The 15928-nt window shown below is 72.6% G+C and carries 13 protein-coding genes; 8 read left to right on the top strand and 5 right to left on the bottom strand.

What is annotated here, in order from left to right; translation table 11 throughout:
* Nucleotides 1-100: 100 nt before the first annotated feature.
* Together SMD11_RS24000 and SMD11_RS23995 are read right to left on the bottom strand one after the other, a co-directional pair.
* A complete protein-coding gene (locus tag SMD11_RS24000; protein ID WP_087928403.1) occupies nt 101-634 on the bottom strand; it encodes an NUDIX domain-containing protein in 534 nt (177 codons plus the stop codon).
* Between the two features lies 1 nt (nt 635).
* Entirely contained in the window at nt 636-1991 is a 1356-nt protein-coding gene (locus tag SMD11_RS23995; protein WP_087928402.1) for a transcriptional regulator, read from the bottom strand.
* Between the two features lie 258 nt (nt 1992-2249).
* Here SMD11_RS23995 and SMD11_RS23990 point away from each other — a divergent pair, with 258 nt between their 5' ends.
* Genes SMD11_RS23990 through SMD11_RS37115 form a run of 3 tightly spaced genes read left to right on the top strand, consistent with a single transcriptional unit; the run spans nt 2250 to nt 5639 of the window.
* Nucleotides 2250-2435, top strand: a complete 186-nt coding sequence (locus tag SMD11_RS23990; protein ID WP_087928401.1) for a hypothetical protein — start codon at nt 2250-2252, stop codon at nt 2433-2435.
* Nucleotide 2436: 1 nt separating this feature from the next.
* The gene (locus SMD11_RS23985) at nt 2437-3603 is read left to right on the top strand and encodes a hypothetical protein (protein ID WP_087928400.1); all 1167 of its coding nucleotides are present in this window, start codon (nt 2437-2439) and stop codon (nt 3601-3603) included.
* Complete coding sequence (locus SMD11_RS37115) at nt 3600-5639, top strand: lactate/malate family dehydrogenase (protein WP_324614770.1); 2040 nt, start codon at nt 3600-3602, stop codon at nt 5637-5639. The genes SMD11_RS23985 and SMD11_RS37115 overlap by 4 nt, the downstream gene beginning before the upstream one ends.
* A 403-nt stretch (nt 5640-6042) precedes the next feature.
* Here SMD11_RS37115 and SMD11_RS23970 read toward each other — a convergent pair whose 3' ends face one another.
* The 3 genes from SMD11_RS23970 to SMD11_RS23960 form a co-directional block, all read right to left on the bottom strand.
* Nucleotides 6043-6735: an ABC transporter ATP-binding protein gene (locus tag SMD11_RS23970; RefSeq protein WP_087928399.1), complete on the bottom strand. Its 693-nt coding sequence runs from the start codon at nt 6733-6735 to the stop codon at nt 6043-6045.
* Nucleotides 6732-7256, bottom strand: a complete 525-nt coding sequence (locus tag SMD11_RS23965) for a PadR family transcriptional regulator (protein ID WP_087928398.1) — start codon at nt 7254-7256, stop codon at nt 6732-6734. Before SMD11_RS23965 ends, SMD11_RS23970 begins: the two co-directional genes overlap by 4 nt.
* 84 nt (nt 7257-7340) lie before the next feature.
* Nucleotides 7341-7967, bottom strand: coding sequence for an HAD family hydrolase (locus tag SMD11_RS23960; protein WP_087928397.1), 627 nt, complete (start codon nt 7965-7967; stop codon nt 7341-7343).
* 284 nt (nt 7968-8251) lie between these two features.
* Here SMD11_RS23960 and sph point away from each other — a divergent pair, with 284 nt between their 5' ends.
* The 5 genes from sph (at nt 8252) to SMD11_RS23935 (ending at nt 15864) form a co-directional block, all read left to right on the top strand.
* On the top strand, nt 8252-9253 hold the full coding sequence (gene sph / locus SMD11_RS23955) for a sphingomyelin phosphodiesterase (protein WP_087928396.1): 1002 nt from the start codon (nt 8252-8254) through the stop codon (nt 9251-9253).
* Nucleotides 9254-9625: 372 nt separating this feature from the next.
* Nucleotides 9626-10183 carry a winged helix-turn-helix domain-containing protein gene (locus SMD11_RS23950; protein WP_087928395.1) on the top strand — a complete coding sequence of 186 codons (558 nt, stop codon included), beginning with the start codon at nt 9626-9628 and terminating at the stop codon, nt 10181-10183.
* Between the two features lie 182 nt (nt 10184-10365).
* Entirely contained in the window at nt 10366-11634 is a 1269-nt protein-coding gene (locus tag SMD11_RS23945; protein WP_087928394.1) for a sensor histidine kinase, read from the top strand.
* A gap of 157 nt (nt 11635-11791) precedes the next feature.
* Nucleotides 11792-12448: a LuxR C-terminal-related transcriptional regulator gene (locus SMD11_RS23940; RefSeq protein WP_087928393.1), complete on the top strand. Its 657-nt coding sequence runs from the start codon at nt 11792-11794 to the stop codon at nt 12446-12448.
* A gap of 236 nt (nt 12449-12684) precedes the next feature.
* A complete protein-coding gene (locus SMD11_RS23935; RefSeq protein WP_087928392.1) occupies nt 12685-15864 on the top strand; it encodes an alpha-N-acetylglucosaminidase in 3180 nt (1059 codons plus the stop codon).
* The last annotated feature ends 64 nt before the right edge of the window (nt 15865-15928 follow it).

Here is a 15928-nt window from a genome sequence, read left to right as displayed (position 1 = left end):
TGCTTCTTGTGTACCGTTACCGGTGTAGAGCCGCTCAATTACCGTTGATGGCGCCAGTGTCAAGCAGGTCCAGGCGGTGCTCAGCTGTCCCTGCAAGCACCTACTTCCAGCCGTCCAGTGACACTTGGGGGCCGCCGGTGAGGTAGCGGTGGAGGGCGCTGGCGGTGGTGTCCACGAAGTTCTCGGGGATCGCGTCGGCGTCGACCCAGCGGACCTGGGCGTGCTTGCGCGGTTCGCGGTTCTCGGGCTTGCCGACCCACTCGTGGGCGACGAAGACGACCGTGAGGAAGCCGTTGGGGGCCTCCACGCCCCAGGCGCCGTGGATGACGTGGGCAACCTTCAGGGACTCCGGCTTCACTGTCAGACCGGTCTCTTCGTACAGCTCACGGACAGCCGTTTCGGTGATCGGCTCGCCGGGCTCGCTCTTGCCGACGGGAAGGTCCCACTTGCCTTTGGCGAATTTGGCCTGGTCGCTGCGCTGGAGGAGGACCACGCGGTTGGTGGCCTTGTCGTGGACGATGACGGCGGCGACCAGCAGGGTCATGGATTCCAGGGCGGGTTTGAGCGCCTTGGGCTGGTCATCGGTTGTCGGCTGAGCCACGGGGGTCCCTTCGTCGGCCGGGTTGGTGGGCATGTTAGGCGAGCGCCTCCCGGGCGCGGCGGGCGAGTTCGGCGGCGCCGGGGACTTTGCGCCGCTGATAGATCGCCAGGGTTGATCGGATGGATGTGATCGCTTTGCGGGTGCGGTTGGAGGTCATGCCCTCCATCAGCGTGAGGGCCTGGTTCCAGGCGGCGACGGCCTCATCGGCGCGGGCCTGGGCGGCGAGGCTGTCGCCGAGGTCGGCGTGGGTGAGGGCGTGGACGCGCTTGTACTTCTCGGGGTCCCAGCGGACGAGCGCGTCGCGGTGTTGCTGCTCGGTGCCGACGTGATCGGCGAGGTCGGTGAGCGTACGGGCCGTGTGGCTGGCGACGGTGCCGGCGGCCGGCCCGCTGACGAGGGAGAAGCTGGGCTGTGGGCAGTCGTCGCGGAGCAGGGCGTTCTCGGCTGCGAGCAGGGCGCGGGCCGCTGCGGACCGCTCGTCGACTGCGGCGAAGGCGCGGGCGTGGGTGATGTGGAGTAGTGCCTCGGTCTGGCCGTCGACGTGGCCGAGGCCGCGGCTGAGGGCTCCTTCGACGAGGTCGACGCAGTGGTGGGGCTGCTTGAGGCTGAGGGCCTGGTGAGCGAGGGCGCGCATCATCCAGGCAGCGTGACCGTGCGGGTCGGCTTCGCAGGCGAGCTGGTAGCCGACCTGGTAGTAGCGCTGGGCAGCGCCTTCCTGGCCGAGGTCGTGGTGTTTCCAGCCGGCGAGGTAGGCCAGCTCGGCAACAGCGCCGAAGGCGGCGCGGCGTAAGGCGTCGGAGGGGAAGCGGGCGCGAAGCATGGGGGATGCGGTGTCGGCGAGGTAGGCGGTGACGGTGGTGAGCCCGTGGCCACCGCCCAGGCGTTCGTCGGCGGCACTGAACGCGGCGGTGATCTGGCGGACCACCTCGACGTCCTCCGCCCCGACCAGGGATCTACCGGTGCGTGCGCGAAGCATGCGGGCTGCGGTCTCGTGGTCGTAGGCCAGGGGCATCGCCACGCCTGCGGTGGTGAAGGCGGCCACGGCCAGGAAGCGGCGTCGCTCGACGTCGGCGCGGCCGAGATCGGTCGCCGTGACGACGGGATCGGGGTCGTCGGGGACAGTGGCTTCGGGGTCGCGCAGGCCGATCTCGGTGAGGGTGATGGTGCGGCCGGCCCTGCGCGAGAGGGCTTCCGCCAGGTAGTGGCCGGTCTGACCAGCGGGCTGCCGGGTGCCGTTCACCCAGTGGGAGATCGCCGACTTGTTGGTTTGGATGATCTCGCCGTTCTCCGCGGCGATCCGGCGCACGTCCTTGGCCAGTGCTTCGTACGTGCAGCCGATCGCGTCGATGACCTCGCGCAGACGGATATTTGGTCTGTTGGTTGCCGCCATGACCTTCTCCGTCCTGGGGCTGTAAACCGCGTATACCGCTTGGCCTCGCCTTCACCGTACCCACTGTGTGTGACGGCCGGTTCACTTAATCGCAGCCGCCCGGAACTGCCCGAACGCATCCTGACTCTCCCCTTGGTCCCGGCAGCTCCCTGCCCGACTGACTGGCGGCCTCTGAAGCCGCAGCGGGCCCCCGGCGCCCACCAGTTGTCTCCTCGCCGTGCCGGCGGCCCGCTGCATCCATTCCCGAAGGAGACGACGGTGACGTACAAGTCCCGTACGACCAGCGACAGGAAGCCCCACAGCGACTGGCTGGGCGTGACGCTCGGCTGGATCTGGGCTCTCGGCACGCTCGCGGCGGCCAGCGGCCTGGCTGCCATCGTGGGCCACGGCCTGCCCCACCGTGCGGATGGTGGCGTGGCGGTGTCATGGCCGGAGGGCCACTGAGATGGCGGGAACATCGAGCGCCGCCCCGGCGTCCGCGGACGTCTTCGCCTACGCGGACCAGCAGATCGAGCAGGCCGCGGCCAGGCTGTGGCCGGGGGCCGTGGTGCGGCTCGGAGTGCACACGCCGAGCGTGACGGCCTATGTCCGTCGGGTTCAGGTGGATGAGCGGGCCCTGTTCGCCAAGATCTCACTGCTGGGCCTCTCGCTGGTGTCGGTGCTGCGAGGCACGGCCGGGGACTGGGCTCAGGTCCGGGCCGCCCAGGCGGCCTACCAGGGCTCGCCGGGCACTCTGCTGGAGCGGGAAGCCCGGGGACTGGACATCCTGCGCGAGGAGGCCGGAGTGCTGGCCTGCCGCGTCGCCGGGCATCAGGGCGGGGTGCTGTTCACCGAGCACGTGACGGGCCCGACGCTGGCCGACCTGCTGGCCAAGGAACCCCACCGCACCGGCGAGCTGATGACCCGCATCCTGGTGGAGCTGGCGGGTCTCCAGCGGCCTGCGGTCGCCAGGTCCGTGGACGAAGTGGCGATCGTCGAACGGGGCATTGGGCCGACCTTTCACCGCAAGTTCAACGGCATCAGCGGCCCGACCTACCTGCGTAAAGCGGGGCAGACGGGTGAAGTGTTGGCGGGCGTGGTGGGCAGGCTGCGGCGGCTGCAACTGGTTCCGGCGGCCGGGCGGCGGCCGGTGGTCTACGGCGACCTCAAGCCGGACCACGCGGTCTTCCCTGATGGCCCCGAGGGCCGTCCGGTCTTCCTCGACCCGGGCCTTGCCCGCGGCCGGCCCCAGACGGATGCGGCGAAGCTGGTCTCGCGGACGGTGCTGAACCTGGTCGCCTCCCCTCCGGACCGGGCAGCGGCCAAAGCGCTCGTTGGCGGCATCGCGGCCTTCGCCGACGCGCTGACCGCCGACCTCGGGCCCGACGAGCGAGCCGCATGGATCAAGCACCTGGTGGTGTTGTGGCTGATGGACACCACCAACATCCTCAGCACCTACCTGACCTGCCCGACTGACCTGCCCTTGCCCGAGCACGCCGCCAAGATCACCCAACAGGCCGTGGCGGTGTGCACCCTGCTCGACCGCACCACCGCGAACCTGCTCGCCGGGACGGACCCGCGGGCGATGTGGCGGCTCGCCCTGGCCGACGTGGCGAAGGCGGCCGACCGGTGACGCCACCGCCGGTCGGCGCGGTCGGAGTGATCGGCGCCGGGGCCGTCGGCCAGAGCGTGGCCATGCTGCTGACCGCCGGGGGCTGGTGCGAGTCCGTCCGCATCGTCTCCCGCACCGGGCTCTCGGCCCAGGCGCTGGTGACCGATCTGGAGGACATGTGCCAGGTCACCGCCTCCTCCGTCCGGGCGGTCCACGTCACCGACGCAGGACAGCTCGCCTCCTGCGAAGCGGTGGTCGTCTGTCCACGGGGCGATTTCACCAACACCGCCCGCACTGACATCAGGATGGCCGGCCTGAACGCCAACGCCCCCGTCATCGCCGGCCTCGCGCGGAAACTGGCCCACTACCAGGGACTCGTGGTCATGGTGACCAACCCCGTCGACGTCCTCACCCGTCTGTTCGCCGAGGTCTCCGGCTCCCCCCATGTGTACGGGGTCGGCTCGAACACTGACACCGCCCGCTACCGCCTCACCCTTGCCCGCCTCCTGGACGTGCCCCCACAGGCCGTGAATGGCCACGTGATCGGCGAGCACGGCGACCAGGCCGTGGTGTGCGCGTCGGCTACCCGCGTCGGCGACCTGCCCGTGCCGGTGCCCCTGCGGCAGGTCCGCGACGAGCTGACCGACCGTCCCCGGCGGATCAACGCAGGGCTGGGCCGTACCCGCTGCGGCCCGGCCGGGGCCGTGATCGCTGCCCTCCGCGCGGGCCTGGGCCTGGACGACGCGGTGACGGAGTTGTGCGTCAACCACGAGGGGAGGTGGAGGGGAATTCCGTTGCGCTTCACCGCCGGAACCCCGACCGTGTGCCTCCCCCGGCTGGACGCCGCCGAGGCCTGTCAGCTGATAGCCGCCGACGCCAAGCTCCGTGATGCCTACGAGCCCCTGGCCCGCCTGTACGTCTCCATGCCACTCCGACAGAAGGAGAAGACCGCAGTGCCCCAGACCGCTGTCCGTATCGCCACGGCCACCCGGGCCGCGACCGTCGCCAGCAACAGCCCGGTGGTCACAGACTGGGCCCTTCGCTACTTCGGCCCCTGGTGGAATGCCACCAGCACCGCCCCGGACACCAACGCAGCAGTGATCGCCGACGTCAACGCCGGCCGGGTCACCGAGATCGCCCAGCGCGTGGCCGACCACTCCCACGAGGAGACCGTCTACGCGAACTCGACCATGCACGTCGACCGGGACGACGACGGCACCGTGGCCGCCTCTCAGCCCGACGACAAGATCGTCTACAAGACCGAGCCCGGCGGGCCCCTGCGCATCTACGGGTGCGAAGACGTTCCCGTCGCCCTGGCCGCCGCACGGCACGCCCGCGAAGTCGTCCGCGGGCAACTCCTCGCGGACGGCTGGTCGATCCTGCACGCCTCCGCCGTCGTCCGTGACGGGCAGACCGTGCTGACCTTGGGCGACAAGGGCGCCGGAAAGACCACCACCGCCCTTCTCCTCGCCCGTGCCGGCTGGCAGTTGCTGGCCAACGACCGCGTCTTCACCCGCCGCGAGGGCGACCGGCTACGGATCCTGCCCTGGCCGTCGGCCGCCGCCATCGGCCTGGGCCTCCTGGACGCCCTCGACTGGTACGAGACCGTCCGCGAACGTCTCCGCGGCGGCGAACAGCTCCACCCCACCCAGCACCAGAAGGTCACCGACGCCCTCCACTCCGGCAGCCGCACACCCCTGTGGAACGAGTCCGGCAAGGAGCTCAAGCCCCAGTTCTTCCCCGACCAGCTCCACTCCTGGCTCGGCCTGACCCTGGCTACCGAAGGACACGCCGCCCGCATCCTCTTCCCCAAGATCGCCCCCGGCACCGAGCCCGCCCTCCTCGGCGAGGACCGAAGCGTAGGGGCCACCGACTTCTTCACCGCCGGTACCGAAGACCGCTACCCCGACGTCTTCGGCCTCCTGCCCGCCGATCTCCCCTGCACTCAGCCCCTGCTCGAACTTCTTGGCGACCTTCCCCGGAACGCCCTGTCCCTGGGGCACGACGTGAAGGCGAACACCGACTTCCTCGCGCAGGTCACAGGCCCGACCGCATGAACGAACGATGGCGGGGATGCCCCACGGCATCCCCGCCATCGTCGTCATCCGAGAGAGCAACTGCCTGGACGCCATCCCCGGATCCCCGTGGGATGGCGCTGGGCGCACATGTGCCGCTAGCGACGCCCTCGGCGTTCCTCAGCCCTTGCATTCACCACCGTGACGGGAGCCTGCGACCCGAAACCCCAGGCGAGACCAGGACCCCACCTGACCCTGGTCTCCGGTGCACCGCTGGTGCACCCGCTCGGCGCTAGAGGCCTGTACATGCAGGTCAAAGCCCTTTCGCACCTCTACTTCGACCTCTAAATCGGACCGAGCTCCGAGGCCGACGGCCGAGCCCCCGGTACCACCCTTGCGGTGGGCACCGGGGGCTCGGTGTTTCTGCCGCCCCGCGCGGCCGGTCTCACAGGCGGCCGGCGCCCGCCATGTCGCGGGCGCGGCCGTCGCGGACGATGACCTCGCGGTCGGAGTAGGCGGCGACGCGGGCCTCGTGGGTGACGAGGACGACGGCGGCGCGGGTCTCGCGGGCGGCGCCGGTGAGGAGTTCCATCACGCGTTCGCCGTTGAGGGAGTCCAGGGCGCCGGTCGGCTCGTCGGCGAAGACGACGCGGGGGGTGGTGACGAGGGCGCGGGCGACGGCGACGCGCTGGCCCTGGCCGCCGGAGACCTCGGCGGGGCGCTTGCCGCGGGCGTCGGCCACCTCCAGGCGGTCCAGCCACTCCATGGCCCGCGCCTCGGCCTCCTTGCGTTTGACGCCCGCCAGGCGCAGCGGCAGGGCGGTGTTCTCGACGCACGTCAGCTCGGGCACGAGGCGGCCGAACTGGAAGACGAAGCCGAACTCCCCCCGGCGCAGGGCGCTGCGCTCGGAGTCGGACATCCCCAGCAGGTCGCGGCCGTCGTAGGTGACCGTTCCGGCGTCGGGGCGCACGATGCCGGCGAGGCAGTGCAGCAGGGTCGACTTGCCGGAGCCGGAGGGGCCCATGACGGCGACGACCTCGCCGGGGTGGACGGAGAACTCCGCGCCGTCGAGGGCGGTCGTCGGACCGTACGCCTTGCGCAGGCCCGTGGCCGCGAGGAGGGAGCCGGCCGGGGTCACGGTCGCACCGTCTTCCTGAGCTGGTCGAGGCGGGCGGCCGTGAGTTCCAGCCAGCGCAGGTCGGCTTCGAGGTGGAAGAGGGCGTGGTCGCAGATGAGCTGGTCGGCGAGGTCGCCGGAGCGCTTGCGCTCGGTGAGGCCGCGCATCAGCCGCAGGTGCTCGGCGCGCTGGGCGTCCAGCAGCCCGGCCGCGTCCCGGCCCGTGAGCAGGGCGAGGACGACCTTGGTGTAGAGCGTCGACTGGAGGTACGGCTCAGGCTTCTCGGGCTGGACCAGCCACCGCTCGACGTCCGTGATCCCGGCGTCGGTGATGGCGTAGCGCTTGCGGTCCGGGCCCTCGCCTTGCTCGATGCCCTCGACCTCGACGAGGCCGTTCTTCAGCAGGCGCGACATGGTCGAGTAGACCTGCCCGTAGTGCAGGGGGCGGTCCTGGCCGAATCGGGCGTCGAAGGCGCGCTTGAGGTCGTAGCCGTGGCGCGGGCCGGTCTCCAGGAGGCCGAGCAGGGTGTGTCCGATTGACATGCGGGCAGTCTACAGAGGGTGTATACACGCGATGTATAGACGAGTGGGGGTTATCGGGTACGGATCCGCGCGGCGCCGGCGGCCTCAGCCGAGAGGAATGCCGAAGATCTCCTCCAGGCCCGCGACCGTCTCGGCCGGGGTCGTGTCGAGCAGGGCGGTCATGCCCAGGTCCCGCGCCGGGTCCAGGTTGCGGGGGGAGTCGTCGACGAACACACAGGCGCCGGCCGGGAGTTCCAGGAGGTCCAGGGCCGTCGCGTAGAGGGCGGGGTCGGGCTTGCGGGCGCCGTGGCCGTCGGAGAGGACGACGGCGTCGAAGCGGGTGTCCAGGCCGTAGTCCTGGTACGGATCGTGGGGCGCGCGGCCGACGCCGTTGGAGAGGAGGCCCGTCCTGATGCCCGCGGCGCGGGCGGCGTCGACGGCGGCGAGGAGCGCGGGCTCGGGGCGGAGACCGGCCAGGACGCGGCCGAGCAGGCCCGCGGCCTCGACGCCGAGCAGGGGCGCCGTGCGGGTGTTCCACTCGGTCTGGGTGATCCGCCCGAGCTCCAGGTCCGCGTAGAGCGCGCGCCCCACGGGGTCCTCCGTGATGACGTTCGCGAAGGCGTCGGGCGCCAGCCCCTCGCTCAGGCAGAAGGCCTCGGTGGCCTCGCCGACCGGGGTGGTGAGCACCCCGCCGAAATCCACGAGCAGGCCCTGGGGCCGGGTGCTGGGCATGCGCTCCTCCTGCGGAATCCTGCGAAATGCGGACGGTCCGGTATTTCTTCCGCCGCCTTCGGTTAATCATGCGGGAGCGCGGGAGAACTTTCGCGGACCCTCCCCCGCGTTTCCGGATTACCCACGGTCACAAGGCGAAGTCGACCGCTTCCGTAGGGCAATTGATCATCTGAAAGCTATACGGGCGTAACCGCGGCTGATTTGATGTGGACGGCTCTTTTCCCCACCCGAATCAGGGGTCACACCCGCATCAGGGATGCCCCCGTCCCCCACAGGGAGATGCAGTGCCGATCGTCAAGCGCGCCGGAATCGCCTCCGCGCTCACCGCCGCCCTCGCGGCCGCCACCCTCACCGCCGTAGCGCCGCAGCCGGCCCTGGCGGCATCGGCGGCACCGGACGGCGCCGCCGTACCGGAGTTGAAGGTGCTGACGTACAACACCTTCCTCATGAGCAAGAATCTCTACCCGAATTGGGGCCAGGACCACCGCGCCAAGGAGATAACCGCCGCCGGATTCTTCCGTGGCAACGATGTCGTGGTCCTCCAGGAGGCGTTCGACAACGAGGCCTCGGACGCGCTGAAGGCCGGGGCCGCCGGGCAGTATCCGCACCAGACACCGGTCGTGGGCCGGAGCAAGGACGGCTGGGACGCCACGGGCGGTAACTACTCCGCCACGACGCCGGAGGACGGCGGCGTGACGATCCTCAGCAAGTGGCCGATCGTCCGCAAGGAGCAGGTGATCTTCGCGGACGCGTGCGGCGCGGACTGGTGGTCCAACAAGGGCTTCGCCTACGCCGTGCTGGACGTGAACGGCGCCAAGGTCCACGTGGTCGGCACGCACGCCCAGTCCACGGACAGCGGCTGCGGGGCGGGCGAGGCGGTGGCGGACCGCGCCAAGCAGTTCCGGCAGATCGGCGCCTTCCTCGACGCCAAGAAGATCCCGGCGGGCGAGCAGGTGATGGTGGCGGGCGACCTGAACGTGGACTTCCACGGCGACGAGTACCCCTCGATGCTCGCGAACGCCGGTCTGGAGCCGGCGGGCACCCGGGACGGGCACCCGTACTCCTTCGACACGAAGGAGAACTCCATCGCCGCCTACCGCTACCCGGCGGACGGCCGCGAGGACCTCGACTACGTGCTGCACCGCAAGGGCCACGCCCGGCCCGCGACCTGGCGGAACACCGTGGTCAAGGAGCGGTCCGCGCCCTGGACCGTCTCCAGCTGGGGCAAGGACTACACGTACACCAACCTCTCGGACCACTACCCGGTGACCGCCGGTAAGAGCTGATCCGCAACGGGGGCGCTTACGGCGGGCGGGGCCCGGCACCCGCCCGCCGGGGCGCCCGTCCCGCGCCCGTCGAACACCAAGGTTCCGTATCGAGGCACCGGCCGACCCTGCTGTTCCGTCCCAGGTCATGCTTCAATAGGTGCATGGCCAGCTACCAGAACACCGCGACGGGTCGCACCGACCTCGAGCCGTTCTGGCCTTCCCGTCAGCACGACGACTTCGACCGAGTGTGTTGCCGCGCGACCTCCGCGCAGGCCCCCTCCCCCCGCTGACCCCACGTCGAAGTCAGCCGCCGGTCACCGCACCCGGCCAACGGCCCCGCGCAAAGCACGTCCATTCGACGGTCCCTCGCGCGAAAGAGCTGAGCTCTCCATGACGAACCTCCGCACCCTGACCGTGCCCGCCCCGGCCCCCCAGGAAGCGCCGGCCGGTTCCCCCGCCCACCGCCACCGACTCCGCGCCGTGGCCCCGGACGAGGTCCCGCCCGTCGCCGAGCTCCTGCACTCCGGCGCGGCGACGTGGCTGCCCGCGCCGCAGCACACGGTGCCGACGCTGCCGGGCCAGCCGCCGATGATCGGCTACCTGGTGCTCGTACCGGCCGAGCAGCCGGCCCCCGCGCCCGCCGCCACCGAGGGCGACGCCCTGGTCAGCATCGACCCCGAGCAGCGCACCGCCCGGGTCGCGGGCCGGCTCCTGGACCTGACGTACCTGGAGTTCGAGCTGCTCGCGCACCTCGTCGCGCACCCGAACCGGGTGCACACCCGCGACCAGCTGGTGCAGACGGTCTGGGGTTACGGGCACGTGGGCGACGGCCGCACCGTGGACGTCCATGTGGCCCGGCTCCGCCGCAAGATGGGCGCCGAGTACCGCTCCTCGATCGTCACCGTCCGCCGGGTCGGGTACAAGTACGCGCCGCCGATCGCCTTCTGAGCCGGCCCCGTGGCGCCGCGCCGCCGACGAGGACGAACGCCGAGGTCAGCGAGGGGTTCGGGGTGTACTCAGGTACACCATGTGCCGGGTAGTGGCCCCCGTGACCGGCCGGACGTGATCACGCAGACTGTTCCCGGGACCCGAAGGGCGGGTGCCGGGAACAGGCGCGAGGAGAACACCGGATGAAGGTCCGCAACGCACTGCTGGCGGGCGCGAGGGGACTGTGGCTCGCGGTCTTCGGGCTGGTGACGTCGATCCTGCTCTTCGTGCTCACCGTGCTCTCGATCTGCTTCATCGTGCTGGGCGTCGGCCTCGTCACCACACCCGTCGCCGTGCGGGCCGTACGGGCCTACGCGGACACCCGCCGAGGGCAGGCGGAGGCCTGGGCGGGCGTGCGGATACCCACGCCGTACCACCCGGCTCCGCCCGCCCCGCGCGCCGGGATCGTGGGCCAGGTGGAACAGTGCGTGGCCCTGCTGAAGGACAAGGCGACCTGGCGCGACCTCCAGTGGCTGCTCATGGACATGACCGTCGGCACGGTGCTCGCCCTGCTGCCGGCCGCCCTGCTCCTCTACCTGGTCTGGGGCCCGGTGCTGGCCCTCGGCGTCTGGAAGCCGATCGTGCGGGCCGACGGCACGTTCTGGTTCACGTTCGTCCCCGTGACCGACCAGTTCACCGCGAATCTGGCGGCCGCCACCGGCGTCGGCTTCGGCATCGTCGGCCTCCTCGTGAACCCGTACCTCATGCGCGGCCACGCCCTGCTCGCCGCGCAGCTGCTCCGGCCCACCCGGGAGCGCGAGCTCGCGCTCCGCGTCGACCGCCTCACCGAGTCCCGGCACGACGCGGTGGACAGCTCGGCCGCCGAGCTGCGCCGCATCGAGCGGGACCTGCACGACGGCGCCCAGGCCCGGCTGGTGGCGATGGGCATGAGCCTCGGCACCATCGAGGCCCTGATCGAGAAGGACCCCGCGCAGGCCAAGCGGCTGCTGGCCGCGGCCCGCGCCGACTCCGCGGAGGCCCTCACCGAGCTGCGCGACCTGGTGCGCGGCATCCACCCGCCGGTCCTCGCCGAGCGCGGCCTGGGCGACGCCGTACGGGCCCTGGCGCTGCGGATGCCGCTGCCCGTCGAGGTCGACGTGGAGCTGGCCGGCCGGGCGGAGGCACCGGTGGAGTCGGCGGCGTACTTCGCGGTCAGCGAGGTCCTCACCAACGCCGCCAAGCACTCCGGCGCCCGGCGGGTCTGGGTGGACGTGCACCACGCCGACGGTTCGCTGCGGATCGCCGTGACCGACAACGGCCGCGGCGGCGCCCCGCGGCCGGGAACCGGGGGCGGCACGGGACTGCTCGGCATCGAGCGGCGCCTCGGGGCGTTCGACGGGGTGCTGGCCGTCAGCAGCCCCGAGGGCGGGCCCACGATGGTGACGATGGAGATCCCCTGCGTGCTGGGGTGACACCGGGCGGTACAGACGCCGCCGGCACCCGGCCCTGTGACCGTGCGTCAGGCCCGACGCGGGTCCTCCGCGCCTCCCCGCATCGGCGAACATGGAAGGGATACGGCCCCCGCCCGCCCGGCGCCCGGGGCACCGACCTCCCGATCATGGAGCCCCCGTGCGCGTAGTGCTCGCCGAAGACCTGTTCCTGCTGCGGGACGGCCTGGTCCGGCTGCTGGAGGCCTACGACTTCGAGATCGCCGCGGCCGTGGAGAGCGGCCCCGAGCTCACCCGGGCGCTGGCGGAGCTCCGGCCCGACGTGGCGGTCGTGGACGTACGCCTCCCGCCGTCGTTCACGGACGAGGGGCTCCAGTGCGCGCTCGCGGCCCGGCGCGCGACGCCCGGCCTGCCGGTCCTGGTGCTGTCCCAGCACGTGGAGCAGCTCTACGCGCGGGAGCTGCTCGCCGACGGCAGCGGCGGCGTGGGCTATCTGCTCAAGGACCGGGTCTTCGACGCGGACCAGTTCGTGGACGCCGTGCGGCGGGTGGCCGGGGGCGGCACCGCGATGGACCCGCAGGTCATCTCGCAGCTGCTGTCCCGGCGGGAGCGGGACCGGCCGATGGCCCGGCTCACCCCGCGCGAGCGCGAGGTGATGGAGCTGATGGCACAGGGCCGGTCCAACGCGGCGATAGCCGACCGGCTCCAGGTGACGGAGCGGGCGGTGGCCAAGCACACGTCGAACATCTTCGCGAAGCTGGGGTTGCCGCCGTCGGATGACGACAATCGGCGGGTGCTGGCGGTGTTGGCGTATCTGGATCGGGGTGGGGAGGGGTAAGGGGGCGGCGGGGTGGGGCGGGGGGCGGGGTGCCGCTGCGCGGGGCTTGTTCCCCAGCCCCGCCCCTGCCCGTAACCGCGGGGTCCGGGGCGGAGCCCCGGTTACGGGAAGGGGCGGGGCTGGGGAAAAGATCCCCCGGCCCACACCCCCGCGCGCCCCATTGCTCCCCCCTGAGCCGCCGGTTAGCGTGCGCCTCGCACGCGTCCGTTGTCGCACACCGCACAGTGGGGAGCGCCATGACCGAGCCGTCGAACCCTCCCGGACCGTCGACCGGACCCCGGCCCGAGCCCCCGCCGGAGCCACCGGCCGGCCCGTCCAGACGCCTGCTCCTGGGCGCCGCCGGAGCCCTGGGCGCCGGAGCCGCCCTCGCCTCCGCGACCCCCGCCGGAGCCGCGCCGAACGCACAAGCCCCGTCCGCTCCCTTCTCCACGGCCCCGGCCGCCGCCGCCCTCCGCCGCCTGCTCGGCGCGCACGCGGCGCAGTTCCGGCTGACCCCGCTCACCGGTGGCCGGGAGCGGTTCGAGGTCGGCGGGGCCGCCGGGCGGATCGAGGTGGCGGGCACGAGCCCGGCGGTGCTGCTGACCGGCGTGCACTGGTACCTGAAGTACGCGTGCCGGGCCCATCTCACCTGGAACGCGCGGCAGCTCGACCTGCCCCGCACCCTGCCCGCGCCGCCCCGGGGGCTGAAACGTTCCACCGCGCTCCGGCACCGCTTCGCCCTCAACGACACCAACGACGGCTACACCTCCCCGTACGCCGACTGGGCCTACTGGGAACGGATGATCGACATCCTGGCCCTGCACGGCTGCAACGAGGTGCTGCTGATCGCCGGTCACGAGGCCGTCTACCACCGCCTCTGGCAGGACTTCGGGTACTCCGAGGCCGAGTCCCGCGCCTGGCTGCCCGCGCCCTCGCACCAGCCGTGGTGGCTGCTCCAGAACCTCAGCGGCTACGGCGGCCCCCTCTCCCCCGCCCTGGTCGCCCGCCGGGCCGCGCTCGGCCGGCGCATCGCCGACCGGCTGCGGGAGCTCGGCATGGCCCCCGTCCTGCCCGGCTACTACGGATCCGTGCCGGACGGCTTCACCGCCCGGAACCCGGGCGCCGCGGTCGTCCCGCAGGGAATCTGGCACGGCTTCCGCCGCCCGGACTGGCTCGACCCGCGCACCGACGCCTTCCCGCGCGTGGCCGCCGCCTACTACCGCCACCAGGCCGAACTCTTCGGCAAGGCCGCCCACTTCAAGATGGACCTGCTGCACGAGGGCGGCACCGCCGGCGGCGTCCCCGTCGCGGCCGCCGCCAGGAGCGTCGAGCGGGCGCTGCGCACCGCCCACCCGGACGCGACCTGGGTGATCCTCGGCTGGCAGGACAACCCGCTCCCCGAGCTCCTCAACGCCGTCGACCGCAAGCGGATGCTGATCGTCGACGGGATCTCGGAGCGGTTCAAGGGCATCACCGACCGGGAGAAGGACTGGGGCGGCACCCCGTACGCCTTCGGCACCATCCCGAACTTCGGCGGGCGGACGACGATCGGCGCCAAGACGCACCTGTGGACCGAGAAGTTCTTCGCCTGGCGCGACAAGCCGGGCAGCGCCCTCGTCGGCACCGCGTACATGCCGGAGGCCGCCGACCGCGACCCGGCTGCCTTCGAGTTCTTCTCGGAGCTGGCCTGGCAGGACCGGGCGCCCGACCGCGCGGAGTGGTTCGGGGCGTACGCCGCCTTCCGCTACGGGCGGGAGGACGCCGCCGCGCGGCGCGCCTGGACCGCGCTGTGCGAGACCGCCTACCGGCAGGAGGCGCCCGAGCGCAGCGACCCGCACGACAGCCTGTTCGCCGCCCGCCCGGACCTGGCCGCCGACCGCGCCGGCGAGTACGCGCCGAGCGCCCTGTCCTACGACCCGGCCCGCTTCGACGCGGCGCTGGCCGGGCTGCTGGCCGTGGGCGCCCCGCTGCGCGCCACCGACACCTACCGCTTCGACCTGGTCGACGTCGCCCGGCAGGCGCTCGCGCACCGCAGCCGGCAGTTGCTGCCCGAGCTGCGCAGCGCCTACGAGCGCAAGGACCTGGCCGCGTTCCGCGCGCTCGCCGCGCTGTGGCTGAAGCTGATGCGGCTGGCCGACGACGTCGCGGGGACGCACCGGGAGTTCCTGCTCGGGCCGTGGAACGCGGCGGCGCGGGCGTGGGCGGCCGGGCCGGCGGAGGCGGCCGAGCTGGAGCGCACCGCCAGGGTGCTGGTGACCGTGTGGGGCGGGCGGGCGACGTCCGACGGCGGGAAGCTGCACGACTACGCGAACCGCGACTGGCACGGTCTGATGGGCGACTTCTACATGCCGCGCTGGCGGCGCTGGCTGGAGGCGCTGGAGGACGCGCTGCGGGAGGACCGGCCGCCCAGGCCCGTGGACTGGTTCACGGTGGAGGAACCGTGGACGCGGGAGACCAAGGAGTATCCGCGGCGGCCGGTGGGCGACGCCCACCGGACGGCGCTGCGGGTGCGGGACGCCCTCGCCACCGCCCCGTACCAGGGGGCGCTGTCGACGTCGGCGCTGCCCGCGGCCGTCGCGCCGGGCGGCGTCACGACCGTCACCGTCTCCCTCGCCAACGTCAACGGCCTGCGAGGCACCGGCCGCGTCGACCTCGCCGTCACGGGCCTCGCGGCCACGCCGCAGGGCGCGACCTCGCTGCCCGCGCTGGACCCGGGCGCCACGGGCTCGGCCCGCTGGCGGGTGACCGCGCCGGCGACACCGCTGGAACGCCCGCTCCAGCGGGTGCCGTACGAGGTCGGCGCGGTCTACGGGCCGCGGGGCGAGGACCGGGTGCGCTCGGTGCGGACCGGCACCCTGTTCCTGGCCGGACCGCTGGGCACCGGCTGGCGCACGGCGACGAACAACGCCGCCGTCTTCGGCCGGCTGGGCGAGGACCGGTTCGCGATCGACGGCGCGGGCGAGGACCTGTGGAAGGGCACCGAGCAGTTCGGCACCGTCTACCGCGCCGGGTCGCTGGCCGTCGGGGCGGCGGTGACCGTGCGGGTGGACGCCCAGACCGACACGGGAAGCTGGGCGAGGTCGGGCGTCATCGTCCGCAACGGTCTCGCGGGGCGCTCGCCGGGCGCGGTGAACCTCGCCGTGACGCCGGGGCAGGGCGTCGTGGTGTCGTACGACTCCAACGGCGACGGCACGTTCGACGGCTACCGCCGTATCACCGGCATCAAGGCTCCCGTCCGGCTCAGGCTGACCCGGGCCACCACGGACACGTACCGGGCGGAGTGCTCCACGGACGAGGGCGCGACATGGCGGCCGGTCGCCGAGGTACGGGCGCCGGGCGCGGCGGCGTGGCAGGACGTGGGCATGTTCCTGACCGCGGGCAACGACGGCAGCGGCGAGCGCGGTACGGCGGAGTTCAGCGGGTGGCGGCTGACCTGACCCGGTGCCCGGCCCCCGCGGCGGCCGCCGGGGGATTGAGGCCGGGCCCGGCTCGGACGATCAT

This window comes from Streptomyces albireticuli (assembly GCF_002192455.1).
In the GTDB taxonomy this organism is placed as follows: Bacteria; Actinomycetota; Actinomycetes; order Streptomycetales; family Streptomycetaceae; genus Streptomyces; species Streptomyces albireticuli_B.
This window is presented reverse-complemented; position numbering and strand designations above follow the sequence as displayed.